Genomic DNA, 25207 nt, shown 5'->3' with positions numbered 1-25207 from the left:
GTCTCCTTATTGATGGGTCGTTGTGGTGTGGTGCAGGATGCGGTGCGCCGCCATGCCGATGACGATGCCCCAGAACGCGGAACCGAGGCCGAGGAAGGACATGCTCGAGGCCGTGGCGAGGAAGGCGATCACGGAGGCGTCGCGGTGATCCTCGGCCGCCATCACGCCGGCGAGGTTCGTGGCGATGGCGCCGAGCAGCGCCAGCCCGGCCAGGCAGACGATCAATTCCTTCGGCAGCGCCGCGAACAGCATGACGATCGAGCCGCCGCACATGCCCGCGAGCAGGTAGAACACGCCGTTGGCGATGCCGGCGACGTAGCGGCGGCGCGGATCCTCGTGCGCGTCGCGGCTCGTGCACATGGCGGCCGTGATGGCGGCGATCGCGATCGTGATGCCGCCCGTGAAGGCGACCGCCAGCGACGCGAGGCTGCACGTGACGATCACCGGGCGCGCGGGCGTCGCATAGCCGGACGTCTTCAACACGGCCATGCCGGGCAGGTACTGGCCGGTCAGCGTCACCAGCACGAGCGGCAGCGCGAGGCTGAACGTGCCGGTCCAGCTCCACGCGGGCGCGATCGCCTGCGGCACGACCAGCGCGAAGCGGACATCGGCAAAATGGGTCGCGCCGGACAGCCATGCGATGCCGGTGCCGACGGCCAGCAGCAGCACGACGCCGTAACGCGGCACGACGCGCCGGAACACCAGATAGGCCGCGATCATGCCGAACGCCAGCAGCGGGAAAGTGCCGGCCGTCCTGAACGCGTTCATCCCGAACGGCACGAGGATGCCGGCCATCATGCCGCTCGCGATCCCTTTGGGTACGTGGGCCATGATGCGTTCGAGGGAACCGGACAGGCCGATCGCGAGCAGGATGACGGCGGCGGTGAGATAGGCGCCGACGGCCTCGCCGAGCGGCAGCTGGGGAAACAGCGGGATGAGGAGCGCCGTGCCCGGCGCCGACCATGCCGTGATCACCGGCGCGCGCAGGCGCCAGCTCAGGAGGATGCCGGCAACGCCCGCGCCGGTCGAGATGCCCCAGACCCAGGACGCGAACACGCGGTCCGGCATGTGGCCGGCCTGGGCGGCCTGGTAAAAGATCGCCAGCGGTCCGGAGAACGAGACCAGCACGGCGAGGAAGCCGGCGGCGACGGCCGACACGGACCAGTCGGACCAGCGCCCGCCGCATGCTTCAGCGTCGGCCGCGTCCTGCCCTTGCGCGTGGCGGCGCAGTTGTGCCTCTTGGGTCATGCCGTCTCCACTCTTTATCGTTATCGGATTGAAGAGTAGAGAGATTGCCAAGACCAGTCCAAGACCGTTTTGGTATTCCTTCGATACCTGGGAGGTATGGGTTCTTCCCGCGCGTCAGCGCCGCAGCTCCGACATGATCTTCTCGGCCAGGAAGTCGCACGGCGGCCGCTTCGATTTCGTGCTGCGCGCGAGGATCACCTCGAGCGGGTCGATCTCCGGCAGTCCCTGCGCCTGGCCGAGCAAGGTCAGGTGCGCGGGCACCGCGCAGCGCGCGAGCGGCGCCACCGCGAGTCCCGCCTCGACCATGCTCAGGAGCCCCATCAGGCTCGGGCTTTCATACGACGTCCGGTAGGGAATCTTCGCCCGTTCGAGGCTGCGGATCGCGTTCTCGCGCGCGACGCTGCCGGGCAGGAAAACGGCGATCGGCAGCGGGCGTTCGCTCCAGATGCCGCGCGCGCTGGGCGTCGCGGCCCACACCATCGGTTCGAAGCGGATGAATTCACCCGACAGGCCCTTCACGCGCGTCGCGCACACCAGGTCGACCGAGCCGTCCTTGACCATCGGCGCGAGCGCCACGCTCGGCAATCCGACCACCTGGATCTGCACCTTCGGATACGTGGCGGAGAACTTCTTCAGGATCGACGGCAGCAGCGACGACGCGTAATCGTCGGGGACGCCGATGACGACGCGCCCCGTGATATCCGGCCGCACGACGGCCGCCCATGCCTCGTCGCGCAGCGCGAGCATGCGCCGGGCGTACGTCAGCAGGACTTCGCCGTCCTGCGTCGGCGTGACGCTGCGGGGCCCGCGCACGAACAGCGGCTTGCCGAGCGCCGTCTCCAGCGTCTTGATCTGCATGCTCACCGCCGATTGCGAGCGGTGCACGACTTCGGCCGCGCGGCTGATGTTACCGGTGTCCGCCACGGCCACGATCATGGTCAGGACGTCGAGATCGAGTGCTTTCATAAGGTTCAGAAAATCTGATTGATACGATCAATATTATGCGATTTTCTTGGAATTCGCTGTGGGGCATAGTAGCGGAAAGGAGCCCAATCATGAACGCACGAACCGATCAACACGCCCTCGCCACGCCGGAAGTCTTTTTTGCCACCCTTCCCTCGGGCGTGCGCATGCCGTACGTGACGCGCGGAACCGGCGCACCGCTGCAGTTCGTCCACGGGTCGCTGTGCGACTACCGCTACTGGAACGGCCAGCTGGACGTGCTGTCGCAACGCTTCCAATGCGTGTCCGTCAGTCTCAGCCATTACTGGCCGGTCGACGACACGTCGATTCCGGGCGCCTTCAGCTGGAGCACGCACGTCGCGGAACTTGCCGAATTCATCACGGCGATGGGCATCGGTCCGGTGCACCTGGTGGGCCACTCGCGCGGCGGCTGCGTCGCCTTCCACCTGGCGCGCGAGTATCCATACCTGGTGCAGTCGCTGACGCTCGCCGATCCGGGCGGCCCGTTGCTGATCGACGGCATGCCGGAAGCGCCCACCGCACCGGCAACCGACGCCCTGCGCGCGCAAGCCGCGGCGTTGATCGGAAACGGCGATATCGATGCGGGGCTGGAGTTGTTCGTCGATTCGGTCAGCATGCCGGGCATCTGGCGCAAGAGCCCGACCGCGTTCCGCACGATGGCGATCGACAATGCGGACACGCTGCCGAAGCAGTTCCGCGATCCGCTGCCCGCCTACACGCGCGCCGCGGCGGAGAGCATCAGATGCAGGACGTTGCTGATCGCCGGGGCGAAGAGCCCGCGCGTGTATCGGCAAAATGTGGAAACGCTCGTGGAGTGGATTGCGGACGCCGAACAACGCGTGATTGCGGGCGCCTCGCACGGCATGAATGTCACGCACGCGGCGGAATTCAACCGGACGATCGAAGCCTTCGTGGGGAAATGATGTTGTAGCGTGGGGTCATCCGGGCCGCCGGCCCGGATGACCCCACGCGCTCGGCAACCGCCGGCACGGATACCATGTATCCATGCCGCGTATCGCCGCGTGGGCGGAGGACCGCCCACCCTGCTTTTAGATCGCCCGGCGGACCAGCAATTCCTTGATCTTGCCGATGGCCTTGTTCGGGTTCAAACCCTTCGGGCACACGTCCGTGCAATTCATGATCGAATGGCAGCGGAACAGGCGGTACGGGTCTTCCAGGTTGTCCAAGCGCTCGCTGGTCGCCTCGTCGCGCGAGTCGGCGATGAAGCGGTACGCCTGCAGCAGGCCGGCCGGGCCCACGAACTTGTCCGGATTCCACCAGAACGACGGGCACGACGTCGAGCAGCACGCGCACAGGATGCACTCGTACACGCCGTCGAGCTCTTCGCGCTCTTCGGGCGACTGCAGGCGCTCTTTCTCCGGCGGAATCGAGTCGTTGATCAGGTACGGCTTGATCGAGTGGTACTGCTTGAAGAAGTTGGTCATGTCCACGATCAGATCGCGGATGACCGGCAGGCCCGGCAGCGGACGCAGCACGATCGGCTGCGTCAGCTCGTTCAGGTTGGTCGTGCAGGCCAGGCCGTTCTTGCCGTTGATGTTCATCGCGTCCGAACCGCACACGCCTTCGCGGCACGAGCGGCGCAGCGCGAGCGAGTCGTCGACGTCCGACTTGATGCGCTGCAGTGCGTCCAGCAGCATCTTGTCGGTGTCTTTCAGCTCGACGGTGACGTCTTGCATATAGGGCTTCGCATCCTTGTCCGGATCGTAGCGGTAGATTTTCAGGTGAACTGTGCGTGCCATGGTGTGCCTATCGGTTGGGACCTCGCAAAACCTGCTGCGCGTTGCACTGTCGTCCTGCGATGCTCGCTGTACTGCTCGTACAGCTGCGCTTCTCGGACAACATTGCTGCCGCTCGCGACGGTTTATCGAGGCCCTTTTTAGCTATTAGAACGTGCGGGGCTTCGGTTTGAACGTGTCGACGGTGAGCGGCTTGGTCACGACCGGCTTGTAGTCGAGACGGTTGCCCTCCGAGTAGAACAGGGTGTGCTTCATCCAGTTCACATCGTCGCGCTGCTCGTAGTCGCTGTGGGCGTGGGCGCCGCGCGATTCCTTGCGCGCCGCGGCCGACACCACGGTCGCCTTGGCCACTTCGATCAGGTTGTCCAGCTCGATCGCTTCGATGCGCGCCGTGTTGAACACCTTCGATTTGTCCTTGAACGAGACGTGCTTGCGGCGCTCGTCCAGCGCCATGATTTCCTTGACGCCTTCGTCCATCAGCGCCTGCGTACGGAACACGCCGCAGTGCTTCTGCATCGTGGCGCGGATGGCGTTGGCCACGTCCTGCACCTTCTCGCCGCCCGTCGAGTTTTCCAGGCGGTTCAGACGGCCCAGCGCGTAGTCCGCGAAATCCTTCGGCAGCGCGCGGTTGCCCTGCTCCTTCAGGTTCTGCGCGACGATGTGGTTGCCGGCCGCGCGGCCGAACACCACCAGGTCGAGCAGCGAGTTCGTGCCCAGGCGGTTCGCGCCGTGCACCGACACGCACGAGCATTCGCCGATCGCATACAAACCGTTGACCACTTTCTGCGAACCGGTACCGTCGGGGACGACGACCTGGCCGTGGATGTTGGTCGGGATGCCGCCCATCTGGTAGTGGATGGTCGGGACGACGGGAATCGGTTCCTTGGTCGCGTCGACGTTGGCGAATTTATGGCCGATTTCCAGGATCGACGGCAGGCGCTTGCGGATCGTGTCCGCGCCGATGTGGCGCAGGTCCAGCAGCACGTGGTCCTTGTTCGGGCCGACGCCGCGGCCTTCCTTGATTTCCTGGTCCATCGAACGCGACACGAAGTCGCGCGGCGCCAGGTCTTTCAAGGTCGGCGCATAGCGCTCCATGAAGCGTTCGCCGTTGGCGTTGATCAGGATACCGCCTTCGCCGCGCACGCCTTCCGTGATCAGGACGCCCGCGCCGGCCACGCCGGTCGGGTGGAACTGCCAGAACTCCATGTCCTGCAGCGGGATGCCGGCACGCGCCGCCATGCCCAGGCCGTCGCCGGTGTTGATGAAGGCGTTGGTCGAGGCGGCGAAGATGCGGCCGGCGCCGCCCGTGGCGAACACGGTCGTTTTCGCCTGCAGCATCATGACGTCGCCCGTTTCCATCTCGAGCGCGACGACGCCCAGCACGTCGCCGTCGGCGTTGCGCACCAGGTCCAGCGCCTGCCACTCGACGAAGAAGTGGGTGCGCGAGCGGACGTTACGCTGGTACAGCGTGTGCAGCAGCGCGTGGCCGGTACGGTCGGCGGCGGCGCAGGCGCGCTGCACCGGCTTTTCGCCGAAGTTCGCCGTGTGGCCGCCGAACGGACGCTGGTAGATCGTACCGTCCGGGTTGCGGTCGAACGGCATGCCGAAGTGTTCGAGCTCGTACACGACCTTCGGCGCTTCGCGGCACATGAATTCGATGGCGTCCTGGTCGCCCAGGTAGTCCGACCCTTTCACGGTGTCGAACATGTGCCAGTACCAGTCGTCCTCGCTCATGTTGCCCAGCGAGGCGCCGATGCCGCCCTGGGCGGCGACGGTGTGCGAACGGGTCGGGAAGACTTTCGACAGCACGGCCACGTTCAGGCCCGCTTCGGACAATTGCAGCGCGGCGCGCAGGCCGGAACCGCCGGCGCCGACGATGACCACGTCGAAGTGACGGACGGGGATGTTGTTGTTGATTGCTGCCACGATTACACGCTCCAGAGAATTTGCACAGTCCAGGCGGCGCAGGCGAGCAGCCAGAGCACCGTGGCGATCTGCAGGGTCAGGCGGATGCCGACCGGTTTGACGTAGTCCATCCAGATGTCACGGATGCCGACCCACACGTGGTAGAACAGGCCGAAGAACGTGACCATCGTGAAAAGCTTGAACCACTGGCGGGCGAACAAGCCGGCCCAGCCTTCGTAGGTGAAATTCTGGCCGGTCAGGAACGAGGCCAAGAGGATGACGGTGAAGACGACCATCACGATGGCGGTGACGCGCTGGGCCAGCCAGTCGCGCATGCCGTAGTGCGCGCCGACGACGAGGCGGCGCTGTCCGATGTTCTTGGGGGTAGTAGCCATGATAATTAAAACACTCCGAACAGTTTGAGAGCGACCAGCAGCGTCAGGACCAGGCTGATTGACAACACGTAGCGCGCGGTGCGCTGCGACGCATCCTTGTCGAGCGCCATGTGGTTGTCCATGAACAGGTGGCGGATACCGGCGCAGAAATGGTGCAGGTAGCCCCAGGACAGGCCCAGGATGACGATCTTCGTGAACGGATGGCTGACGATCCCGGCGAAGTGCGCGAACGAGATCTCGGAGCGGATGCTTTGCTCGAACAGGTAGAGCAGGAACGGCAGGCAGAGGAACAGCACGAAGCCGCTGATACGGTGCAGGATCGACACGATCGCCGACGGCGGCTGTTTGTAATTCATCGTGATGTCCGTAATGCTCACATTACGGATCGGCTGCCTTTGTTTTTGCAGGGCTTCGGACATTGACACGACTTCCTTGGTTGGGGTGGAGGGGATGTAATATGCATTATCGTAAAGAAAGGCTATACTGTCCAATATATGGATCGTTTGGGATCCATATCTAAAACAGATACCAGCATGGAGTTACGACATCTTCGCTATTTCATCGCCGTGGCGGAAGAAGGCAATGTGACGCGGGCGGCGGAGCGGCTCGGAATCGGCCAGCCGCCGCTGAGCCAGCAGATCATCGCGCTGGAGCGCGAGCTCGACGTGCAGCTTTTTATCGGACGGGCCACGGCGTCGTGCCGACCGAAGCCGGCAAGACGCTGCTGGTCGACGCCAAGCGGTTATTGAACGACGCGCGGGACGCGGTCTTGAATGCGCAGCGCGCGGGCCGCGGCGAGACCGGCCACCTGAACCTGGGGCTGACGGCCTCCGCGACGTTCCACCCGATCGTCCGGTCGCTGATCCGGGCCTACCGCAGCGTGTATCCCGGCGTGGGCCTCACCCTCACCGAAGACACGACGGCGCAGCTGCTGGAATTGCTGAACGACGGCCGGCTCGACCTGGCGCTGCTGCGGCCGGGCACGCATACGTTCGCGGGGGTGGCGCTCCACCCGATCGCGAGCGAGCAGTTCAAGGCCGTGCTGCCGGTCGCCCACCCGCTGGCGCAACAACGCCGGATTCCGTTGTCGGCGCTGGCCGGCGAATCCTTCATCCTGATCCCGCGGGTGGACAGTCCCATGCTGCACGACGAAATCCTGTCCGCGTGCCGGCACGCGGGGTTCGAACCGCTGCTGGGCCAGCAGGCGCCGCAGCTGTCGTCCGTGGTCAACCTGGTGTCGGCGGAATTCGGCGTGTCGATCGTGCCGGCGTCGGTCGGCCAGATCCAGGCGGAAGGCGTGGTGTACGTGGACATCACCGACGCCGAAGCCGTCACGCAGCTGGCGCTGGCGTCGCGCGAGGCCGATACGTCGGCGAAGGTGAACAACTTTCTGACGCTCGCGCGGTCTACCTAGCGAACCACACCGCATGGTCGTCGCGCGACAACGCCATGCGCACGCCGACGCCGCGCGCCTCCGGACACGCCTGCGGCTTCGACAGCGCCGCGTCGAGCCAGACGACGCCGAGATCGCACGCGAACACATAGTCGATCAGCTCGCGCAGCCGGGTCTCGAGCAGCGGCGTGTGCGGCGCGCACGGCCACTCTTCCTTCACCCAGCGCACGATGGGCCGGTAGTCGATGCCGCCGCCGCCCGGCAGCAAGCGCGCCGCATCCGGTGCCATCACCAGGTTCACGTGCACGGGCTGGAATTCGCGCTCGTGGTCCCAGATGCCGACCCTGAGGCGCGTGTCCAGGTTGGAGATGGCGATCACCGGGCCCTTGCGCCCGCCGAACGGGTCCATCACGGCACCCGCATCACGCGCGGCGTGTGTCCGGTGTGGGCGAGGAAGGCTTCCAGCGTGGCGTGCGGCACGGCCAGCGTCGCCGTGTTGCGCAGCGGGTGGCCCTGCACCTTGGCGGCCTTCCAGACGGCTTCGTCGATGACCAGTTCGACGGCATTGTCCTTGTCGTTGATGACGGCGAAGATGCTCACCGCGCCGGGCGTCACGCCGAGATGGCGCTGCAGGCGGTCGGGCGACGCCATGCTCAATCTCGTGGCCGGCAACTGGCGGCCCAGTTCGGCCATGTCCACGCGCCGGTCGTGCGGGACGATCACGAGGATGTGACGCTGGCCCTTGCCGTCGCGGACGAAGACGTTCTTGGTTTTCAGGCCGCCCAGGTGCGGCACCGCGGCCAGCGCCTCGTCGATCGTGAACACGGGGTCGTGTTCGACCGCCTCCCACGCCCACTTCTGCTGCGAAAACAGATCCAGCAGACTGCCCGCCTCACTCGCTTCCAAAAGTTCCACGTCGATGTCCTTCCAAAATGTCAGTCGAGTCCCGATTGTAGTGGCGCGCCCCGAGCCGCCATGACTGAAAACGACATGTGCTTGTCCCGCGGCGCCAAGCGCATCGTGTCGCATTTGTCTCGTTGGCTGGCGCTCCCGTGACCGATGGCGCGCGGTGCTTGCTGTGTAATGGGGGAAGACCACCCCTAGAGACCATCATGACCTTGCACCACGCGGAATCGAATTACATCCTGACCCTGTCCTGCGCCAGTTCGGCCGGACAGGTGGCCGCCGTCACGGCTTTTCTCGAGCAGCGCGGCTGCTACATCGACGACATCGCCGCGTTCGACGACAAGCTCGAACAGCGCTTCTTCGCCCGCTTCGTGTTCCACCCCACGTCCGAAGCCGGACTGGCGCTCACCGAACTGCGCGCGGGCTTCGCACCGATCGGCGCGCGCTTCGACATGGCGTGGACGATCAGCGCCGCCGCGGAGCGCCCGCGCGTGCTGATCATGGTGTCGAAACTGGACCACTGCCTGAACGACCTGCTGTACCGCTGGCGGCTGGGCGAACTCAAGATCGACATCGTCGCCGTCGTCTCGAACCACCCGGACCTGCGGCCGCTGGCGGCGGCGCACGACATCCCGTTCCACCACCTGCCGATAACGCCCGATACGAAAGACGCGCAGGAAGCGGCGCTGCTCGCGCTGATCGACCGCACGCAGGCCGACCTCGTCGTGCTGGCCCGCTACATGCAGATCCTGTCGGCGAACCTGAGTGCGCAACTGTCCGGCCGCGCGATCAACATCCACCATTCCTTCCTGCCCGGCTTCAAGGGCGCGCGCCCGTACCACCAGGCGCACAGCCGCGGCGTGAAGCTGATCGGCGCCACCGCGCACTACGTCACGTCGGACCTGGACGAAGGGCCGATCATCGAGCAGGTGGTCGAGCGCGTCGACCACAGCTACGACCCGGACCAGTTGCGCGCCACGGGCCGCGACATGGAATGCGTGGCGCTGTCGCGCGCGATCCGGCTGCAGGTCGAACGGCGCGTGTTCCTGAACGGTCAGCGCACCGTCGTGCTGCGCTGATCAAGGCTTGTGCAGGCGCCGCTCGGCGCCTGGCGCGACCTTGAACATGTCGCGATAGGCCTTGCTGAACCGCGCGGGCGAGTGGAAGCCGCAGTCCGCGCCGATTCTGGCAAGCGGCAGGTCGGTCTGGCGCAGCAGCGCGCGCGCCCGGCGCAGGCGCAGTTCCAGGTAGTAGTGCAGCGGCGACATGCCGAGGTGCTGCTTGAACATGCGCTGCAGCTGGCGCGGCGACGAACCGGCCAGCGCCGCGAGCTCGCCGAGCGCCAGCGGTTCGCCCACGTTCGCCTCCATCAGCTGCACCACGTCGCGCATGGCCGGCTGCGCATCGGCCAGGCGCGCCGCCAGCGGCACGGCCTGGCGGTGGTCGCGCTCGCGCACGTGTTCGTGGATAAACTGGCTGGCGATCAGCGCCACGGCGGCGGGCCCCAGCCGGGCCGCGACGATGTTGAGCATCATGTCGAGCGGCGCGATGCCGCCGCTGCACGTGATGCGGTCGCGGTCGATCACGAACAGCTCCGGCGCGAACGTCACCTGCGGGAAGGTCCTGGCCAGCTTCGCCGCGTTTTCCCAATGACTGGTGCAGCGGTAGCCGTCGAGCAGCCCGGCGGCGGCCAGCGCGTGCGCGCCCGTGCACAGGCTCCCCAGCGCGACGCCGTGTTGCGCGATCGCGCGCAACCAGTCCAGCGTGTCCGCGCCCGTGGCCGCCTCCACTTCGACGCCGCCGCAGACGAACACGATGTCAGGCGCGTCAATGGGATCGAAGCGCTGCGACGGGATGGACAGGCCGTTGCTGGCCGTGACCTCACCACCGTCGACGCTGAGCACTGACCAGCGGTAGCCCGGTTCGTAGCCGAGATAGGTGGCCATGCGCAGCACTTCGATCGCGTTCGTGAACGCGATCATCGAAAAACTGTCGAGCGGCGCAAAGCCGAAGTGCGTCAGGGCGCACAAGTCTGTCGTCGCGGGCATGCGAGCCTCCACCAGCCGTTTGAGCCCCGTAAGATGGCACAGACGGCGTGGCGTGGCAAGTCAGGCCGCTGCGGCAAGCAGGCGGTGCGGGTCGATCACGTACTTCTTCGGCGCGCCCGCGTCGAACGCGGCATAGCCTTCCGGCGCCTGGTCGAGCGTGATCAGCTGCACGCCGACGATCTCCGCGATGTTGAGGCGGTCCCACAGGATCGCCTGCATCAGCTGGCGGTTGTACTTCATGACCGGGGTCTGGCCGGTATGGAAGCTGTGCGACTTGGCCCAGCCCAGGCCGAAGCGGATCGACAGGCTGCCCTTCCTGGCCGCGGCGTCGACGGCGCCCGGATCGTCCGTCACGTACAAGCCCGGGATGCCGATCTTGCCGGCCGCGCGCGTGACTTCCATCAGCGAGTTCAGCACGGTGGCGGGCGCCTCGTGCTGCGCGCCCGCGTGGCCGTGGCCGCGCGCCTCGAAGCCCACGCAGTCCACCGCGCAATCCACTTCCGGCGTGCCCAGGATCTGCTCGATCTGCTCGCCCAGCGTGGCGTCCTGCGACAGGTCGACCGTCTCGAAGCCGACCTTGCGCGCATGCTCCAGCCGCGCCGGATTGACGTCGCCGACGATCACGACGGCGGCGCCCAGCAGGCGGGCCGACGCGGCGGCGGCGAGGCCCACCGGGCCGGCGCCGGCGACATACACGGTCGAGCCGGGACCGACGCCGGCCGTCACCGCGCCGTGGAAGCCGGTCGGCAGGATGTCGGACAAGCAGGTCAGGTCGCGGATCTTCGCCATCGCCTGGGCCTTGTCCGGGAATTTCAGCAGGTTGAAGTCGGCATACGGCACCATCACGTATTCGGCCTGGCCGCCGATCCAGCCGCCCATGTCGACGTAGCCGTAGGCGCCGCCGGCGCGCGACGGGTTCACGGACAGGCACACGCCCGTGTGCTGTTCCTTGCAGGTGCGGCAGCGGCCGCACGCCACGTTGAACGGCACCGACACGAGGTCACCCACGCTCAGCGTCTCGACGTCGGCGCCGACCTCGATCACCTCGCCGGTGATCTCGTGGCCGAGCACGAGGCCCGCCGGCGCGGTCGTCCGGCCGCGCACCATGTGCTGGTCGGAGCCGCAGATATTGGTCGACACGACGCGCAGGATCACGCCATGGCCGATCTTGCGCCCGTTCGGCGCCTGCAGTTTCGGGAACGGGATGGACTGCACCTCCACCCTGCCCTGTTCGATATATACGACACCGCGATTTTCCGGCATTTGTCTGTCTCCTTGATGTGATTGTTGAATGGCCTAGCGTTCGAGGACGACGTCGGCCAGCGGCTTGCTGCAGCACGGCAGGATCCAGCCCTGGTCGATCTCGCGCTGGCGGATGCCGCCCGCGTGGCGCATGTCGACCTGGCCGGACACCATCTTGGTCTTGCAGGTGCCGCACAGGCCTTGCGTGCACGAGACCGGGAAGCGGACGCCCGCGGCCTTGGCGGCGGCGAGGATCGTCTGGCCCGGTGCGCACGCGAGCTCGTCGCCGCTGCGGCTGAAGGTCACCTTGAACGCGGATTCCTCCGTCGCGGCGGCCGGCGCTTCGTCGGCCGATTCCCGCGCCAGGGTCTCGAACGAGAAGCTCTCCTCGTGGTAGCCGGCCATGTCGAAGCCGGCGCCTTCGAGCATCGTCCGCACTGCCGCCATGTAGGGCGCGGGACCGCACGTGAACACCTTGCGTTCGCGGAAATCGGGCGCCACGTTCTGCAGCACGGCGAGGCTGAGGAAGCCGTTGAAGCCCGACCACGCGGCCTGCGCGCCGCGCCGTTCGCACACGGTGCCGAGCCGGAACAGGCCGTCGCGGTTGTGCGCCATCAGCTCCAGTTCGCGCGCGAAGATGATGTCGTCGGGCGTGCGCGCGCTGTGCACGAACGCGATGTCGGCGTCGAGCACCAGGTCGTGCATCGCGCGCGCCATCGACATCAGCGGCGTGATCCCGCTGCCGGCCGACAGGAACAGGTATTTCTGCTTTTCCGGCATCGGATGCAGGAAGCACGAGAAGCCGCCGGCCGGACCGCGCACCTTGACCCGCCCCCCGGCTTCGAGGTTGTCGTGCAGCCAGTTCGAGACCGGGCCGCCGGGCACGCGCTTGACCGTGATCGACACCGTGTCCGGCCGCGACGGCGTGGACGACAGCGTGTAGCAGCGCTGGACCGCCTGGCCCTGGACCTCGAGTTCGAGCGTGATGAACTGGCCGGGCGCGTAGCGGAACAGGCGCGGTTCCGGGGCCGCGAAGACGAAGGTCTTGACGTCATGCGTTTCCTGCCGCACGGCGCGGCAGACGAGCGTGTCGTCGCGGTCGCCGTCCCACGGGACGGCCAGGTTGGCGAGCGTGGGGTTGTGCATGACTTATCCGATCTCGGTCGACAGGCGGCCGATGTACCAGTTGCAGAACTTGTCGACCAGGCCTTCCGTGAACGGCGAATACGGCCCCGGTTCGTACGCCGGGCTGGCGATGCCGGCCTGCGACTGCTCGCACAGCTTGCGGTCCTGGGCATTGGTCGCGTTCCACACGGCGGTCAGGTTGGCGACGTCGTAGTCCACGCCTTCGACCGCGTCCTTGTGCACCAGCCAGGTCGTGCGCACGAGCGTCTTGTCGACGGCGATCGGCAGCACGGTGAAGGTCACGATGTGGTCGGCCATGAAGTGGTGCCAGGAATTCGGCTGGGTCCAGAACGACAGCGCGCCCAGGTCGGACTGCTGGAATGCGCCGAGGCGCTTGCTGCTGGCGGCCTTGCCGTTCATCGTCTGCGCTTCGCCGCCTCGGTCCAGCGGCAGGCGCTGGGTGCGGAAGCCCGTCACGCGGTCGTCCAGGTGGTCGATCTCGCGGCACGGCAGGCCGAGCGCCTCCCACTGCGCGTGGCGCTGTTCCAGGATGCGGTTGTATTCGTTGATGCCGTCGCAGGTCTCGGGCGTCGGCGCGTAGCCGAAGCCGTATTCGAACAGGGAACGGGTCAGCTCCGGATGGCTGCCGCGGCAGTGGTAGCACTCGCGGTTGTTCTCCATCGTCAGCTTCCAGTTGCAGTTCTCGACGATGTCGATCTGCGCCGCCACCTTGCAGTCGGCCACGCGGTGCTGCTCGATGTAGGGCGTCATCGCGGCCGCGAGTTCCTCGATGTCGGCCGGCGGATTCTCCGCGAGGCAGATGAACAGCAGGCCCGCGATGTTGCGGATGTGGACCGGCTTGAGGTTGTGGGTCTTGCGATCGAAATCGTCCCCCATGTGCTCGGCGAACATCAGCGCGCCCTTCAGGTCGTAGGTCCACTGGTGGTAAGGGCACACCAGGTTGCCGACCGCGCCCTTGTGCTCATTGCACAGCCGCGAGCCGCGGTGGCGGCACACGTTGTGGAAGGCGTTGACCGCGCCGTCGCCGTCGCGCACCAGCAGAACCGATGTCGTGCCGATGTCGATGGTGAAGAAATCGCCGTCTTCCGGCACGGCGGCTTCGGGTCCTGCGTAGATCCAGTGCCGGCCGAAGATGAGTTTCAGGTCCTGTTCGAACACCGCAGGGTCGAGGTAGAACGGCGCCTCGAGGCTGTAGCCGGGCTTGCGGCGGGCCAGGAGGGTGCGAAGGTCGGGAGTACGGTTCATTGCGGTCGCTTTCTTGCTAGGTATATGACACGAAAATGAATACATATGACGCTTGTGTATGACTTCATGTTCGACCAAAGCCGTTGCCGGGACTTGTCTTTTTGCGACGACTTTGGCGAGCTTTACGACGTGCGCCGGCGGTCAAAAGTAATAACCTGCCTGCAGGTTCACGCGGCGGGTGTAGCCGTCGTGCGCCGCGGACGTCGAGGCCAGTCCGCCGAAGTCCGGCGTCATGTACGGATGGTGCTTGCCGAGCATGAAGTCGGTGTAGAAGAACCACTTCCCGGCCGCGAAGCTCATGCCGGTCACGTTCTGCACCGAGTCCTTGTACCCGGCGACGCGCTTGCGCAGGACGCCGTAGTCGTTGTAGACCTTGAACCCTTTGAACGGCCCCAGCGTGCCGGGAATGTCGTAGCTGACGTTGGCGATATAGATGTCGCCTTTCGTCGCCACCGGGTAGGGATAGCCGAACGCGCCCAGCATCACGAAGCTGTTCGGATCGAGGCCGCCATAGGTCTGCGTCGCCGTGTGGCGCGTGCGGTAGTCGTAGCGCAGCGCTTCCAGCATCACGCCGAACGGGCCGTACGCGCCCTTGTAGTGCACCGCCACGGCATGGCGGCGGGTGTCGGTGCCGGCACCATTGCGGATCTCGCCCGCCAGCCCGGAGACGCCGAATTCGTGCTGCGGCGCGTCGCCGACGTGCCACACCACACGGCCGATCAGCGTGTTGCGCTCGCGGTCGCTCTGTCCGGTGCCGAAGCCCTGCTTGTCGTCGTCCGGCACGATGTTGTAAGAGTAGCGGTTGGAGGCGCTGGCCGTGTTGCTGCCGCCGCTGTAGGAACCGCCGTCGCGCGGATAAAAGCCGAGCTGCCACTCGACGGGGCCGGGGCGGCTCGCATACGTCGCGCCCAGGTCGTACTTGTCCTCGAAGCCCGTGTAGAACGCGATGGATTCGTAGAAGTTATTGGATGCGAAGGGCGACAGGCCGAACATGTTCTTGTCGAGCCCCACATGGATCGTGCTCTTGTCGGCGAAGCGCATGCCCACCCAGCCGTGATGCAGGAAGGTCTGCCAGTAGCCGCCCTGCCCCTTCGGAAAGCGGTTGTAGCGGTACTGCGCGGAGCCGATCAGCGTGCCGTCGTCGTAATTGACGTCCAGGCGCGCCGTGTCCAGCCCGAAGAAGCCGTTCGGGTGGTCTTCCTGCCAGCTTTTATACACATAATTGAAACGGATCGCGCCGCCGATCTGCAGCGGCGATTTGGCGGCGTCTTCGGCATGCGCGGACGCCGCGACCAGCAGCGCGGCGCAGCACAGGCATTTGATGTCGTTCACGGACGTGTCTCCTCCTGGCGCCGGCGGGCGCCATGTGCGGGTCGATGGGGGAACGGCGCGGCGCGGGGCCGCGCCGGATGCTTAGCGGGGTTCCTGGGCGACGGCCTTGATGAAGCCGACCATCAGCACCAGGATCAGCGCGAGGAACGGCGGCCCCATCGCGATGGCGCCCGCCTCGATGCCCTTCAGCGCGGATTCGTCGCCGATCACGAACAGGATCACCGTCACCAGCGCGATCATGACCAGCCAGATCACCTGCTGGATGGCCGGCGTGTTCGGATTGCCGCCCGCAGCGAGGTTGTCGACGACGATGGCGGCCGAGTTGACCGACGTGACCATGAAGATCACGAGGAGCATCACGACGGCGACCGACGTGAAGGCGAACATCGGGATCGTTTCGAGGAAGCGGAAGATCGCCGTGTCGACGTTGCCGAGTCCCTGAGCGAACGCCGGCGAGCCATGCAGGATGCTGCCGATGGCGCTGTCGCCGAACGCGGTGAACCACAGGATCGACACCAGGGTGGGCGCCACCAGCACCACGCCCACCATCTGGCGCAGCGTGCGGCCTTTCGAGATGCGCGCGACGAACACGCCGACCAGCGGCCCCCACGTGCACCACCAGGCCCAGTAGAACACGGTCCAGCCGTGCAGCCATTCCTGGTCCGGACGATCGATCCAGTTGCTCAACGGGAGGAAGTATTTCGCGTAGTCGACGGTGGTGCTCACGACGTTCGACCCGAAGGTCGTGAAGCCCACACCCGCCACGACGGCCAGGAACAGCGACAGCGCGATGAACATGTTGATGTTGCTGAGCACCTTGACGCCGTTGTGGAGGCCGCGCATCAGGGTGAATCCGGCGACGACGACGACGACGCCGATGAACAGCATCTGGTAGGCGAAGCTGTTCGGCACGCCCAGCACGTGGGTGATGCCGGCCGTGGCCTGCATGGCGGCCAGGCCGATCGACGTCGCGTGGCCGAACACCGTCAGCACCACCGTGAAGACGTCGACGACGTGGCCGAGGGTGCCCTTGTGCGCCTTGCCGATGAACGGCTGCAGGCCGGAGCTGAGCGAAAACGGCAAGCCCTTGTTATAGCCGAAGTAGCCGACGACGACGGCGGTCGTCAGGTAGATGGCCCACGGGTGGAAGCTCCAGTGGAAGATGGTCGCGCCCATCGCGGCATGCGCCGCCTCCGGCGTGTCCTTTATGACGTTCAAGGGCGTCTTGAACCATGCGGTGTAGTGCGCGACCGGCTCGGCCACGCCCCAGTACAGCAGCCCGACGCCCATGCCGGCGGCGAACATCATGCAGAACCACGAGAGCGTCTTGAATTCCGGCTTTGCATGCTTGCCGCCGAGCCGGATGCTGCCCCAAGGCGTGATCGCCAGCGCCGCGCAGAACAGCACCATGATGTTGCCAGCAAGCATAGTGAACGAATCGAAATGCTTGAGGCTGGCCTGCTTCAGCTCTTCGAGGAACCGGCCGGCAGCCGGGGGATCGACGAGGGCGGCCACCACGGCCACGAGCATGAAAAGGATAGAGACTGGAAATATGAACTTATGGAAGTTCAACCCCAGGACTTTGATATTGGCTTCAGGGCGAAAATCCACCCCACCCGCAGTGTGCTTCATCTTGCCTCCCAAATCGACGCAATTGGTCGCGGTGTTTTTTGTAAGAATGACGGGCCCGGGCCCCATGGCCTGCTCGTCAGCGGCCAGACTCAAACATACGCTGGGCATCGATCGGCAAATGTCTGGATTGCGACAATCTGTTGACTGTGTTCGTCAGCCTGTAACGGCCGGTAATTGAACGGCGCCGCCGCGCCGCGCGGCGCTGGGCGGATGGCCGAACTGTTCGCGATACGCCCTGCTGAAATGGGGCGACGATTCGAAGCCGCAGGCGACCATCACGTCCATGATCGACATGTCGGTCTGCGTCAGCAGCTCGCGCGCGCGGCCGAGGCGCAGCCGCAGGTAGTACTGGTGCGGCGCCATGTCGAGGTAATGCCGGAACATGCGCTGCAGCTGGCGCGGCGACAGGCCGACGCGACGCGCCAGCTCGGCCATCGCCAGCGGCTCTTCGATATGGCTTTCCATCAGCGTGGACGCCTGCACGAGCTCCGCGCGGCCGAAGCCGAGGCGCGCGGCGAGCGGCACGTGCTGGGGGTGCGCCGCGTCGCGGATGCGCTCGACGGTGAACTGCGCCGAGATGGCGGCGGCCACGGGCTTGCCGTAGCGGGATTCGGTGAGGTGCAGCATCAGGTCGATCGGCGCGGTGCCGCCCGAGCAGGTGATGCGGTCGCGGTCGATGACGAACAGGCCGTCGCTGAAGTCGACGTCCGGGAATTCCTCGCGCAGGGCCGCCATCTGTTCCCAGTGGACGGCACAGCGGTAGCCTTTCATCAGGCCGGTCTTGATGAGCGCATAGCTGCCGGTGCACAGCGCGCCCAGCACGACGCCGCTGCGCGCGAGACGCGTGAGGCATGCGGCCAGAGAGGCGTCGCAGGCCGCGCGCACCCGCACGCCGCCGCAGACGAACACCATGTCGGGAGAATCCGCCTGCCCGAGCGCCACGGTGGGGCTGAGCGGCAGGCCGTTGCTGGCGCGCGCCGGGCGGCCGTCGGGCGTGACGATCGTCCAGCGGTACAGGTTCTTGCCGCTGGCGCGGTTGGCCATGCGCAGCACTTCGAGCGCGTTCGCCAACGCGATCATCGAGTAATCGGGCAACGTGAGAAAAGCGATATGCAGGGCCGGGCGGCCCGACGACGGAGACATGACTTCCTTGGATGGCAACGCGCAGCGTCATTCATGCTAGCCGTGCGTTACCACCGTGTCAATCACGCGACCAGACGGGACTCCCGGATCACCCATGCTTCGCGCGCCTGCGCCACCCGCAAGGTGACGCCGCCGGTCGTCAGCGCCACGTCGACCTGCTTGACGCGCCCGTCGCGGTCGAGGATGTACGCGATCAGATCGCGCACGGCCTGCTCCGGCAGCGCGCCCGAGGCGTCGTCCGACCAGGCGCCCAACACGTGTTCGCAGATCGGCTGGTAATCGATGCAGTCGTCTATCGTCTGCGGAAACGCCGGCGCGAGCGCGTGGACGGTGATGTCGACCGTGGCGGCCTGGCGCCGCCATGCGCCGCCTCGCCGCAACTCGGTGGCCAGCGCGCGGACCTCGATGGTCCAGGGGATGAATCGGCCGGCCATGTCAGAAGTCGATCAGCCGGTGTTCGCGCAGGTAGTCCAGCAGGACCTGCGCCTTCTGCTCGGCGCTGCCCTGCTTGACGACCTGTCCCCCGCGCGCACCGGCGTCGCCGCCGATCGCGCCCATCATCCGGCTGTGGCCACTCTGCACCACCTTCGCCTTGAGCGGGCGCGGACGCCGCGTGGCCAGCTCGAACTGCCAGGCCGGCGCCGCCGGGCCGCCGCCGATCGCGCCCGCGACATACGTGACGCGTCCGGCCCGCGCCCGCGCATAGGCGTACTGGCGGGTCTGCGGCGCGCGCGGATGCACGGCCAGCACGGCCGGCAGGCTCACTTCCAGGCGCCGGCGCATCCCCTTGGGCAGGAACTGGCGCACCGTCAGCGTGCGGTGGTCCGCCTTCGCTTCCAGCACGTCGCCGACGAGCGGCACGCCCAGCCCTTCGGCCAGCAGATACGGCAGCATGCCGGACGCGGACTGGCCGTCCGAGCGCATGCCGCACAGCACGAGGTCGAAGCCCTTCAGGCGCGCCAGCAGCGCCGGCAGCACGTCGGCCGTCGCGGCCACGGTCAGCACTTCGATGGCCTCGACACCGAGTCCGAGGTACTCTTCCAGATTCTCCTTGCCGGTCATGCCGGCCGAGAGCACCGTCAGGCGCCCGGCCGGCGCGAGGCCGCAACCGAGTTCGAACGCGGCCGCGTCGCTGCTGCTGCGCACCGGCTGGCCGCTGACGGGATGGCGCGCGGTCGACACCAGTACCGCGATCCTGAGCGTAGTCGTCATGGTTTCCCTTTCCTTCGTTATGCCGCGGCGGCCGCGCGCGCCGCTTCCACCTGCCGCAGCAGGGCCCCCATCAGCGCCTGCGCATCCTCGACCAGCGTGAGGTTGGCGCGCTTGACGATCGGGGCGCTGTCGTCGAGATTCACCGCGATGACGTGGCGGCAGTCCTTGATGCCCTGCAGGTGCTGCACCGCGCCCGAGATGCCGAGGGCGAGATAGGCGCTGGCCTGCACGGTCTTGCCGGTCGCGCCGATCTGCTTGGCGCGCGGGAAGCGGCCGTCGTCCACGGCCACCCGCGACGCGCCGGTCGCGGCGCCCAGCGCCTTGGCCAGCGCGCCGAACGTGTCCATGTCGCGCATGCCGTTGCCGCCCGAGAGGATGAAGTCCGCCTCTTCCAGCCCGATCTGATCCGGGCTGCTCGTTTCCAGGCCCAGGTCGCGCACGCCCGGCTGCAACGCCGCGGGAATGTCCACTTCCTCGATCGTGCCGTGGCCGATGAACGGCAGGTCGGCATCCGCCGCGTGGCGCGCCAGCAGCATGACCTGCGGCAGCGCGCAGCGTGCGAAGCGCCCGCCCGGCACCAGGCGGCAGGCGCCGCTCGCATCCAGCTCGACGACGTCGGTGGCGATGGTGCGGCCGGTGCGCGCGGCCAGGCGCCGTCCCAGGTCGCCGTCGGCGCTGCGGTCCGGTAGGAAGATGTGGACCGGCTGGTAGCGCGCGATCAACTGCTGCGCCAGCGCCAGCGTCTGTTCGGGGCAGAAGCGCATCGCGTCCAGCTGCGGCAGATTGATCACCGCGTCGGCGCCGCAAGCCCCCAGGTCGGCCGTGGTGCCGCCCAGCACGGCCACGACGACGCCGGTGACGCCGTCGGCCAGCAGTGCGGCCGCGGCGATCGCCTGGCGCGCATGCTCGTCGAGCATGCCGCGGTCGGTGTGCACCAGCACGAGCATATGCCGCTCGAACGGCTGCGTGGTGCGCAGCTGCTTGCGCGCGGCGGCGTGGTGCGACAGCAGCAGGTCGCGCGAGCCCTCCTCCGCGCCGAGGATGATGCGCTTCAGGCCACGGGCCGAGATGACGTACGGGCGGCGCGGATTGACCCGGCGCGCGGTTGATTGACGACGTTCCATTTAATCTCCCAAGCGCTGGGCAACCAGCTCAGCAAGTTCCATGACTTCGGGACGCGGCCCGACGACGCCTTCCAGCATCGCGGTGCAGTTCGGGCACGCGACGGCCACCACCTCCGCGCCGATCGTGCGCGCATCGACGATGCGGATGTCCGGGATGCGCGTGGTGCCCGGGATGTCGGTGAACGGCGCCCCGCCCCCGCCGCCGCAGCAGCGTCCGCGTTCGCGCGACCGCTCCATCTCGCGCACGGCGATTCCCAGCGCGGCCAGCACGTCGCGCGGCGCGTCGAGCTCGCCGTTGTAGCGGCCCAGATAGCACGGGTCGTGGTAGGTCAGCGGCGCTTCCAGCGCCTCGCCCTTCAGGCGCATGCGGCCTTCCCTGAACAGCTTCGCGATCAAGCCGCTGTGGTGCACGACGTCGTAGCGGCCGCCCAGCGCCGGGTACTCGTTCTTCATGCAATGGAACACGTGCGGGTCGGGCGTGACGATGTGCTTGAAGTGCAGCTTGCCGAGCGTGGCGATATTGGCGCGCGCCAGCTGCTGGAAACCCGCTTCGTCGCCGAGGCGGCGCGCCAGGTCGCCGCTGTCGATTTCCGCCTCGCCCAGCACGGCGAAATCGACCTTCGCATGCTTCAGCACTTTCACCAGCGCCCGCAGCGCGCGCTGGTAGCGCATGTCGAACGCCCCCTCGCCCGCGATCAGCAGATAGTCCGTGCGGTCGCCCGGGCCGAGCACGGGCACGTCGAGGTCGACGGCCCAGTGGTAGCGCACGGCGCGCGGGAAGCCGCCCACGGTCTGCGTGTGGCGCAGGTTGTCCAGCGCCTGCGCGCCCTTGCCGGGGACGGCGCCGTCGACCAGCGTCAGCGAGCGCCGCATGTCGACGACGGCGTCCACGTGCTCGATCAGCATCGGGCACTCCTGCACGCAGGCGCGGCATGTCGTGCACGACCAGACCGTGTCGGCGTCGAGCAGGCCGGGGAAGATCGGCTGCTGCGGCGCGCCGCCATGCTTGCCGACCGGCTTGCCGGGATACGGCGTGCCCGCATAGCCGGCGTCCGTCTTGCCGGACAGGCCGACGACCATGTCCTGGATGAGTTTTTTCGGATTGAGCGGCTGCCCCGCGGCCAGCGCCGGGCACGCGGCCTCGCATTTGCCGCACTGGACGCAGGCGTCGAACTGCAGCAGGCGGTTCCAGGCGAAATCGGCCGGCTTGGCCACGCCGAAGTCGCCGCCTTCCAGGTTCAGCGGGCGCAGGTCGGTCGACCGCTTGCCCTCGAAGCGCTGCTGGCGCGGGTGGAAGGCCAGATTGAGCAGGCCGGCGACGGCATGCTTCATCGGGCCGCCCATGCCGATGCCCAGCGCCAGCTCGGCGGCCCCCAGCGCGAGCAGGACGATGGCCAGCAGCGCCGGCGCCTGCGCGCCCTGCGGCGCGTACCAGGCGGCCAGCGCGGCGCCGAGCGCGAACGCGGCCAGGGTGAACGGCAGGCGCATCCACGGCCCGCGCGACAGCCGCGCCGGCGGCGCGAGACGGCGCCACGCGACCATGGCGGCGCCGGCCAGCATCAGGCACGACGCGCCCAACAGCACCCGGTCGAGCACGGGCGAGTACAGCGCCAGCCCGTAGTTGATGCCGATGACGAGCATGGCCAGGATGGCGCCGCCGGCCACCGCCACGTGGGTGCGGGCGATGAACGGCTCGCGCGCCACCACGTGGTGCAGGTCGACGAAATAACGCTTCGGGATCGCGAACAGCTTGGCTAGCGCGACCGGTTGGGCGCGGCCGTTGCTCCACAGCCGGGCGCGTTGTGCCAGCCCAAGCAGCATCAGCGCCATGCTGGCCCAGAACGAGATGGTGAGGATGTTGGCGAACATGTCAGAAGTCCTTGCACAGGCGCAGAGAATCGTAGATCGCGGCGTGGATGTTGTGCATCGAGACGCAATCGCCCACGCGGAACAGCAGGAAGTCGCCCGGCCCGATCTCCTGGTCCAGGCGCGGCTGCGGCTCGGCGGCGAACAGCTTGTGCACGTCGGTCTCGCCGCGGTTCAGCGACCGCTCCTTCAGTTCCCAATACAGGCCGTCGTTCGGCGTGATGCCGTTTTCGATCACGACCTGGTCGACTTCGCGCTCTTCCAGCTCCTCGGTGTACTCGTTGCGGATCGTGGCGATCAGCTTGTCGCCCTCGCGCGTCACCGAATCCAGCCAGTAGTTCGGCGTCATCACGACGCCCTGCGAATACATGCGGCGGTAGAAGATCGGGAACGTGGTGCCGCCCACGTCGTCGCCCACCTTCACGTCCGGCGTCACGATCTCGACGACGTTGCCGCGGCTGGCGATGAAGTCGGCCGTGCCGGCGCCAGCGTGGGCGCTGATGCCGTCGTACACGAGCACGTTCTTGCCCGGCGCGACCTTGCCGGACAGGATGTCCCAGCTGCTCACGGCCAGGCCGTCGGCCACGTGCCAGTTCGGGTTCTCGCCCGTGTGGCTGTTTCCGCCCGTGGCCATGACGACGATGTCCGGCTTCTCGGCCATGATGGCGCCGATGGTGGCCGCGGTACCGAGGCGGCGGTCGACGCCGAGACGCTTGGTCTCCATGTCGAACCAGCGCACGATGCCCGCCATCTGCTCGCGCTGCGGCGCCTTCGCGGCCAGCAGCACCTGGCCGCCCACCTGCTCGTTCTTCTCGAACAGCACGACGTCGTGGCCGCGCTCGCGCGCCACCCGCGCCGCCTCGAGGCCGGCCGGCCCGGCGCCGACGACGACCACCTTGCGCTTCGGCCCGCGCGACTTCTCGATCGTGTGCGGCATCGTCTGTTCGCGGCTGGTCGCCGCGTTCTGGATGCACAGCACGTCCAGGCCGTTGTACTGGCGGTCGATGCAGTAGTTGGCGCCGACGCACTGCTTGATCTGGTCTTCCTTGCCGTCGCGGATCTTGATGACGAGGTGCGGGTCCGCCATGTGGGCCCGCGTCATGCCGACCAGGTCGCACATGCCGTTGGCCAGGATGCGCTCGGCCTGGACGGGGTCGCGGATGCTTTGCGCGTGCATCACCGGCAGGGTAAGGACCGACTTGATGCCGGCGGCCAGGTGCACGAACGGCTCCGGCGGCAAGGCCATCGGCGGCATGCAGTTGACCAGCGTGTTGTGCGTGTCGGCGCCGGAGCCGACGATGCTGATGTAGTCGATCAGCCCCGTCTTCTCCATCGCGACCGCGATCTCCTTCAGCACCTCGTGGGAGAGGCCGTCCTCGTGGAATTCGTCGCCGCACATGCGCAGGCCGACGACGAAGTCCGGTCCCACCGCGTCGCGCACGGCCGTCAACACTTCGACGCCGAAGCGCATGCGGTTGGCGAGCGAGCCGCCGTATTCGTCGGTGCGCTTGTTGGTGCGCAGGCTCCAGAACTGGTCGATCAGGTGCTGGTGGGCGGCCGAGATCTCGATGCCGTCCATGCCGGCCGCCTTGACGCGCTTCGCGGCGGCGGCGAAGTCGCCGACGATGCGGCGGATCTCGTGCAGCTCGATGGTCTTGGCGTTGCCGCGGTGGACCGGTTCGCGCACGCCCGACGGCGTGAGCAGGTGCGGCCAGTGCTCGCCGTGGTAGTTCGAACGACGCCCCATGTGCGTCGCCTGGATCATGATCTTGGCGCCGTGCTTGTGCATCGTCGCGGCCAGGCGCGCCAGCGGCTCGATCACGCGGTCGTTCGACAGGTCGACCGACTTCCACCAGCCTTGCGGGCTGTCGATCGACACCGGGCTCGAGCCGCCGCAGATGCACAGGCCGACGCCGCCCTTCGCCTTCTCTTCGTAATAACGGATATAGCGCTCGCCCGGCACGCCGTTTTCCGCGTACACCTCGGCGTGGGCGGTGCTGACGATGCGGTTGCGGATCGTCAGCTTGTTGATGGTGAGCGGCGCGAACAGGTTCGGGTAACGCATGCTGGCCTCTTATTTCGGTTCGACGATGAAGACGCAGTGGTCGTGGCCTTCCTCGGCCGCGCAATGCGCCTCGCGGCTGGTGGTGACGTAATCGCGGCCGGTGTCCTTGCCCACCCAGTCCATGGCGCCGGCGAACCAGCCGGCGAACATGTAGCACAGCTTGTCGTGCGCCTCGGGCTGGGCCAGCACGAACGACGAGTTGTGCAGGGTGATGCGGGCGTGGCCCGTGTCGGCATCGGCCGACTCGAAGGCGAACAGGCCCCAGCCGCGCTGCGACAGGCGCTTCAGGTAGTGTTCGTACACGTCCATCCCGGACAGCTCGTGCGTCGCGGCTTCTTTCGCGCACCAGAAATACGCCGACTTGTAGCCCGCATCGTACAACTGGTCCGCATAGCGATCGCGCCCGAGGGCCGCTTCGATGGCGAGATGGTTATTGGTGAAGAAGTGGCGCGGCACGTACAACATCGGCAGGCCGTCGGTGGTCCAGACGCCGGTTTCCTCGTTGACGTCGATCGGAAGTTGGGGCTTCATCGGCAAAACCTTTCAGTGGATTCTTTAATGACA

Annotated in this window: 23 protein-coding genes and 1 pseudogene; 3 read left to right on the top strand and 21 right to left on the bottom strand. The window is 67.1% G+C overall.

From position 1 onward, the window contains the following. Window positions 1-6 precede the first annotated feature (6 nt). Window positions 7-1248, bottom strand: coding sequence for a benzoate/H(+) symporter BenE family transporter (locus BVG12_RS30885; RefSeq protein WP_083685545.1), 1242 nt, complete (start codon window positions 1246-1248; stop codon window positions 7-9). A gap of 114 nt (window positions 1249-1362) precedes the next feature. Continuing rightward, entirely contained in the window at window positions 1363-2214 is an 852-nt protein-coding gene (locus BVG12_RS30880) for a LysR family transcriptional regulator (RefSeq protein ID WP_179966248.1), read from the bottom strand. An 89-nt stretch (window positions 2215-2303) separates the two neighbouring features. Between BVG12_RS30880 and BVG12_RS30875 the strand changes: the two genes are divergently transcribed. Then, window positions 2304-3155, top strand: coding sequence for an alpha/beta fold hydrolase (locus tag BVG12_RS30875; protein ID WP_075795741.1), 852 nt, complete (start codon window positions 2304-2306; stop codon window positions 3153-3155). Window positions 3156-3281: 126 nt separating this feature from the next. On the opposite strand, the gene BVG12_RS30870 is transcribed toward BVG12_RS30875, so the two are convergent. The 4 genes from BVG12_RS30870 to sdhC all read right to left on the bottom strand — a co-directional run bounded on the left by BVG12_RS30870 (window position 3282) and on the right by sdhC (window position 6708). Continuing rightward, window positions 3282-3992 carry a succinate dehydrogenase iron-sulfur subunit gene (locus tag BVG12_RS30870; RefSeq protein ID WP_075795740.1) on the bottom strand — a complete coding sequence of 237 codons (711 nt, stop codon included), beginning with the start codon at window positions 3990-3992 and terminating at the stop codon, window positions 3282-3284. A 144-nt stretch (window positions 3993-4136) separates the two neighbouring features. Then, window positions 4137-5915 (bottom strand): succinate dehydrogenase flavoprotein subunit, encoded by a 1779-nt coding sequence (sdhA, locus tag BVG12_RS30865; protein WP_075792591.1) that lies wholly within the window; start codon window positions 5913-5915, stop codon window positions 4137-4139. A gap of 2 nt (window positions 5916-5917) precedes the next feature. Further along, window positions 5918-6289 carry a succinate dehydrogenase, hydrophobic membrane anchor protein gene (gene sdhD / locus BVG12_RS30860; protein ID WP_075792592.1) on the bottom strand — a complete coding sequence of 124 codons (372 nt, stop codon included), beginning with the start codon at window positions 6287-6289 and terminating at the stop codon, window positions 5918-5920. Window positions 6290-6294: 5 nt separating this feature from the next. After that, window positions 6295-6708: a succinate dehydrogenase, cytochrome b556 subunit gene (sdhC, locus tag BVG12_RS30855; protein WP_075795739.1), complete on the bottom strand. Its 414-nt coding sequence runs from the start codon at window positions 6706-6708 to the stop codon at window positions 6295-6297. Between the two features lie 114 nt (window positions 6709-6822). Here sdhC and BVG12_RS30850 point away from each other — a divergent pair. Then, window positions 6823-7703 (top strand): annotated as a pseudogene (locus BVG12_RS30850) (LysR family transcriptional regulator). Here the strand turns inward: BVG12_RS30850 and BVG12_RS30845 are convergent. Beyond that, window positions 7696-8094, bottom strand: a complete 399-nt coding sequence (locus BVG12_RS30845) for a dihydroneopterin aldolase (protein ID WP_156895784.1) — start codon at window positions 8092-8094, stop codon at window positions 7696-7698. The pseudogene BVG12_RS30850 and the gene BVG12_RS30845 sit on opposite strands and share 8 nt — an antisense overlap. After that, complete coding sequence (locus BVG12_RS30840) at window positions 8091-8597, bottom strand: prolyl-tRNA synthetase associated domain-containing protein (protein WP_229503760.1); 507 nt, start codon at window positions 8595-8597, stop codon at window positions 8091-8093. The genes BVG12_RS30845 and BVG12_RS30840 overlap by 4 nt, the downstream gene beginning before the upstream one ends. 197 nt (window positions 8598-8794) lie before the next feature. On the opposite strand from BVG12_RS30840, the gene purU reads away from it, so the two are divergent. After that, on the top strand, window positions 8795-9667 hold the full coding sequence (gene purU / locus BVG12_RS30835) for a formyltetrahydrofolate deformylase (RefSeq protein ID WP_075795737.1): 873 nt from the start codon (window positions 8795-8797) through the stop codon (window positions 9665-9667). On the opposite strand, the gene BVG12_RS30830 is transcribed toward purU, so the two are convergent. The 13 genes from BVG12_RS30830 to BVG12_RS30770 form a co-directional block, all read right to left on the bottom strand. Beyond that, window positions 9668-10636 (bottom strand): GlxA family transcriptional regulator, encoded by a 969-nt coding sequence (locus tag BVG12_RS30830; RefSeq protein ID WP_083685543.1) that lies wholly within the window; start codon window positions 10634-10636, stop codon window positions 9668-9670. It lies immediately after the preceding gene. A 60-nt stretch (window positions 10637-10696) separates the two neighbouring features. Beyond that, complete coding sequence (fdhA, locus tag BVG12_RS30825) at window positions 10697-11899, bottom strand: formaldehyde dehydrogenase, glutathione-independent (RefSeq protein WP_075795735.1); 1203 nt, start codon at window positions 11897-11899, stop codon at window positions 10697-10699. 33 nt (window positions 11900-11932) lie between these two features. Further along, complete coding sequence (locus BVG12_RS30820; protein WP_075795734.1) at window positions 11933-13024, bottom strand: FAD-binding oxidoreductase; 1092 nt, start codon at window positions 13022-13024, stop codon at window positions 11933-11935. A gap of 3 nt (window positions 13025-13027) precedes the next feature. Next, on the bottom strand, window positions 13028-14269 hold the full coding sequence (locus tag BVG12_RS30815) for an aromatic ring-hydroxylating oxygenase subunit alpha (protein WP_075795733.1): 1242 nt from the start codon (window positions 14267-14269) through the stop codon (window positions 13028-13030). A 141-nt stretch (window positions 14270-14410) separates the two neighbouring features. Next, window positions 14411-15601, bottom strand: a complete 1191-nt coding sequence (locus BVG12_RS30810) for a hypothetical protein (protein WP_075795732.1) — start codon at window positions 15599-15601, stop codon at window positions 14411-14413. Window positions 15602-15682: 81 nt separating this feature from the next. Beyond that, window positions 15683-17233, bottom strand: coding sequence for a BCCT family transporter (locus BVG12_RS30805; protein WP_075796665.1), 1551 nt, complete (start codon window positions 17231-17233; stop codon window positions 15683-15685). A 153-nt stretch (window positions 17234-17386) separates the two neighbouring features. Then, window positions 17387-18376 carry a GlxA family transcriptional regulator gene (locus BVG12_RS30800; protein WP_075795731.1) on the bottom strand — a complete coding sequence of 330 codons (990 nt, stop codon included), beginning with the start codon at window positions 18374-18376 and terminating at the stop codon, window positions 17387-17389. Window positions 18377-18438: 62 nt separating this feature from the next. Then, window positions 18439-18810, bottom strand: coding sequence for a hypothetical protein (locus tag BVG12_RS30795; RefSeq protein ID WP_075795730.1), 372 nt, complete (start codon window positions 18808-18810; stop codon window positions 18439-18441). Window position 18811: 1 nt separating this feature from the next. After that, window positions 18812-19588: an adenine nucleotide alpha hydrolase family protein gene (locus BVG12_RS30790; RefSeq protein ID WP_075795729.1), complete on the bottom strand. Its 777-nt coding sequence runs from the start codon at window positions 19586-19588 to the stop codon at window positions 18812-18814. Window positions 19589-19605: 17 nt separating this feature from the next. Next, window positions 19606-20712, bottom strand: a complete 1107-nt coding sequence (locus tag BVG12_RS30785; RefSeq protein WP_075795728.1) for an electron transfer flavoprotein subunit alpha/FixB family protein — start codon at window positions 20710-20712, stop codon at window positions 19606-19608. Then, window positions 20713-22581 carry a (Fe-S)-binding protein gene (locus tag BVG12_RS30780; RefSeq protein WP_075795727.1) on the bottom strand — a complete coding sequence of 623 codons (1869 nt, stop codon included), beginning with the start codon at window positions 22579-22581 and terminating at the stop codon, window positions 20713-20715. Between the two features lies 1 nt (window position 22582). After that, a complete protein-coding gene (locus BVG12_RS30775) occupies window positions 22583-24643 on the bottom strand; it encodes an NADH:flavin oxidoreductase (protein WP_075795726.1) in 2061 nt (686 codons plus the stop codon). A 9-nt stretch (window positions 24644-24652) separates the two neighbouring features. After that, the gene (locus BVG12_RS30770) at window positions 24653-25174 is read right to left on the bottom strand and encodes a DUF5943 domain-containing protein (protein WP_075795725.1); all 522 of its coding nucleotides are present in this window, start codon (window positions 25172-25174) and stop codon (window positions 24653-24655) included. Between the last annotated feature and the right edge of the window lie 33 nt (window positions 25175-25207).

The sequence above is a fragment of the Massilia putida genome, from assembly GCF_001941825.1.
GTDB classification, from domain to species: domain Bacteria; phylum Pseudomonadota; class Gammaproteobacteria; order Burkholderiales; family Burkholderiaceae_D; genus Telluria; species Telluria putida.
Note: the sequence above shows the minus strand (reverse complement) of the source record. Positions and strands in the feature narration are given on the sequence as shown.

What these genes read in the sequence shown, in the direction of transcription:
- BVG12_RS30885 (WP_083685545.1), bottom strand. Translation starts at nt 1,248, where the DNA reads ATGACCCAAGAGGCACAACTGCGCCGCCACGCGCAAGGGCAGGACGCG.
- BVG12_RS30880 (WP_179966248.1), bottom strand. Translation starts at nt 2,214, where the DNA reads ATGAAAGCACTCGATCTCGACGTCCTGACCATGATCGTGGCCGTGGCG.
- BVG12_RS30875 (WP_075795741.1), top strand. Translation starts at nt 2,304, where the DNA reads ATGAACGCACGAACCGATCAACACGCCCTCGCCACGCCGGAAGTCTTT.
- BVG12_RS30870 (WP_075795740.1), bottom strand. Translation starts at nt 3,992, where the DNA reads ATGGCACGCACAGTTCACCTGAAAATCTACCGCTACGATCCGGACAAG.
- sdhD (WP_075792592.1), bottom strand. Translation starts at nt 6,289, where the DNA reads ATGGCTACTACCCCCAAGAACATCGGACAGCGCCGCCTCGTCGTCGGC.
- sdhC (WP_075795739.1), bottom strand. Translation starts at nt 6,708, where the DNA reads ATGTCCGAAGCCCTGCAAAAACAAAGGCAGCCGATCCGTAATGTGAGC.
- purU (WP_075795737.1), top strand. Translation starts at nt 8,795, where the DNA reads ATGACCTTGCACCACGCGGAATCGAATTACATCCTGACCCTGTCCTGC.
- BVG12_RS30830 (WP_083685543.1), bottom strand. Translation starts at nt 10,636, where the DNA reads ATGCCCGCGACGACAGACTTGTGCGCCCTGACGCACTTCGGCTTTGCG.
- fdhA (WP_075795735.1), bottom strand. Translation starts at nt 11,899, where the DNA reads ATGCCGGAAAATCGCGGTGTCGTATATATCGAACAGGGCAGGGTGGAG.
- BVG12_RS30820 (WP_075795734.1), bottom strand. Translation starts at nt 13,024, where the DNA reads ATGCACAACCCCACGCTCGCCAACCTGGCCGTCCCGTGGGACGGCGAC.
- BVG12_RS30815 (WP_075795733.1), bottom strand. Translation starts at nt 14,269, where the DNA reads ATGAACCGTACTCCCGACCTTCGCACCCTCCTGGCCCGCCGCAAGCCC.
- BVG12_RS30805 (WP_075796665.1), bottom strand. Translation starts at nt 17,233, where the DNA reads ATGAAGCACACTGCGGGTGGGGTGGATTTTCGCCCTGAAGCCAATATC.
- BVG12_RS30800 (WP_075795731.1), bottom strand. Translation starts at nt 18,376, where the DNA reads ATGTCTCCGTCGTCGGGCCGCCCGGCCCTGCATATCGCTTTTCTCACG.
- BVG12_RS30795 (WP_075795730.1), bottom strand. Translation starts at nt 18,810, where the DNA reads ATGGCCGGCCGATTCATCCCCTGGACCATCGAGGTCCGCGCGCTGGCC.
- BVG12_RS30790 (WP_075795729.1), bottom strand. Translation starts at nt 19,588, where the DNA reads ATGACGACTACGCTCAGGATCGCGGTACTGGTGTCGACCGCGCGCCAT.
- BVG12_RS30785 (WP_075795728.1), bottom strand. Translation starts at nt 20,712, where the DNA reads ATGGAACGTCGTCAATCAACCGCGCGCCGGGTCAATCCGCGCCGCCCG.
- BVG12_RS30780 (WP_075795727.1), bottom strand. Translation starts at nt 22,581, where the DNA reads ATGTTCGCCAACATCCTCACCATCTCGTTCTGGGCCAGCATGGCGCTG.
- BVG12_RS30775 (WP_075795726.1), bottom strand. Translation starts at nt 24,643, where the DNA reads ATGCGTTACCCGAACCTGTTCGCGCCGCTCACCATCAACAAGCTGACG.
- BVG12_RS30770 (WP_075795725.1), bottom strand. Translation starts at nt 25,174, where the DNA reads ATGAAGCCCCAACTTCCGATCGACGTCAACGAGGAAACCGGCGTCTGG.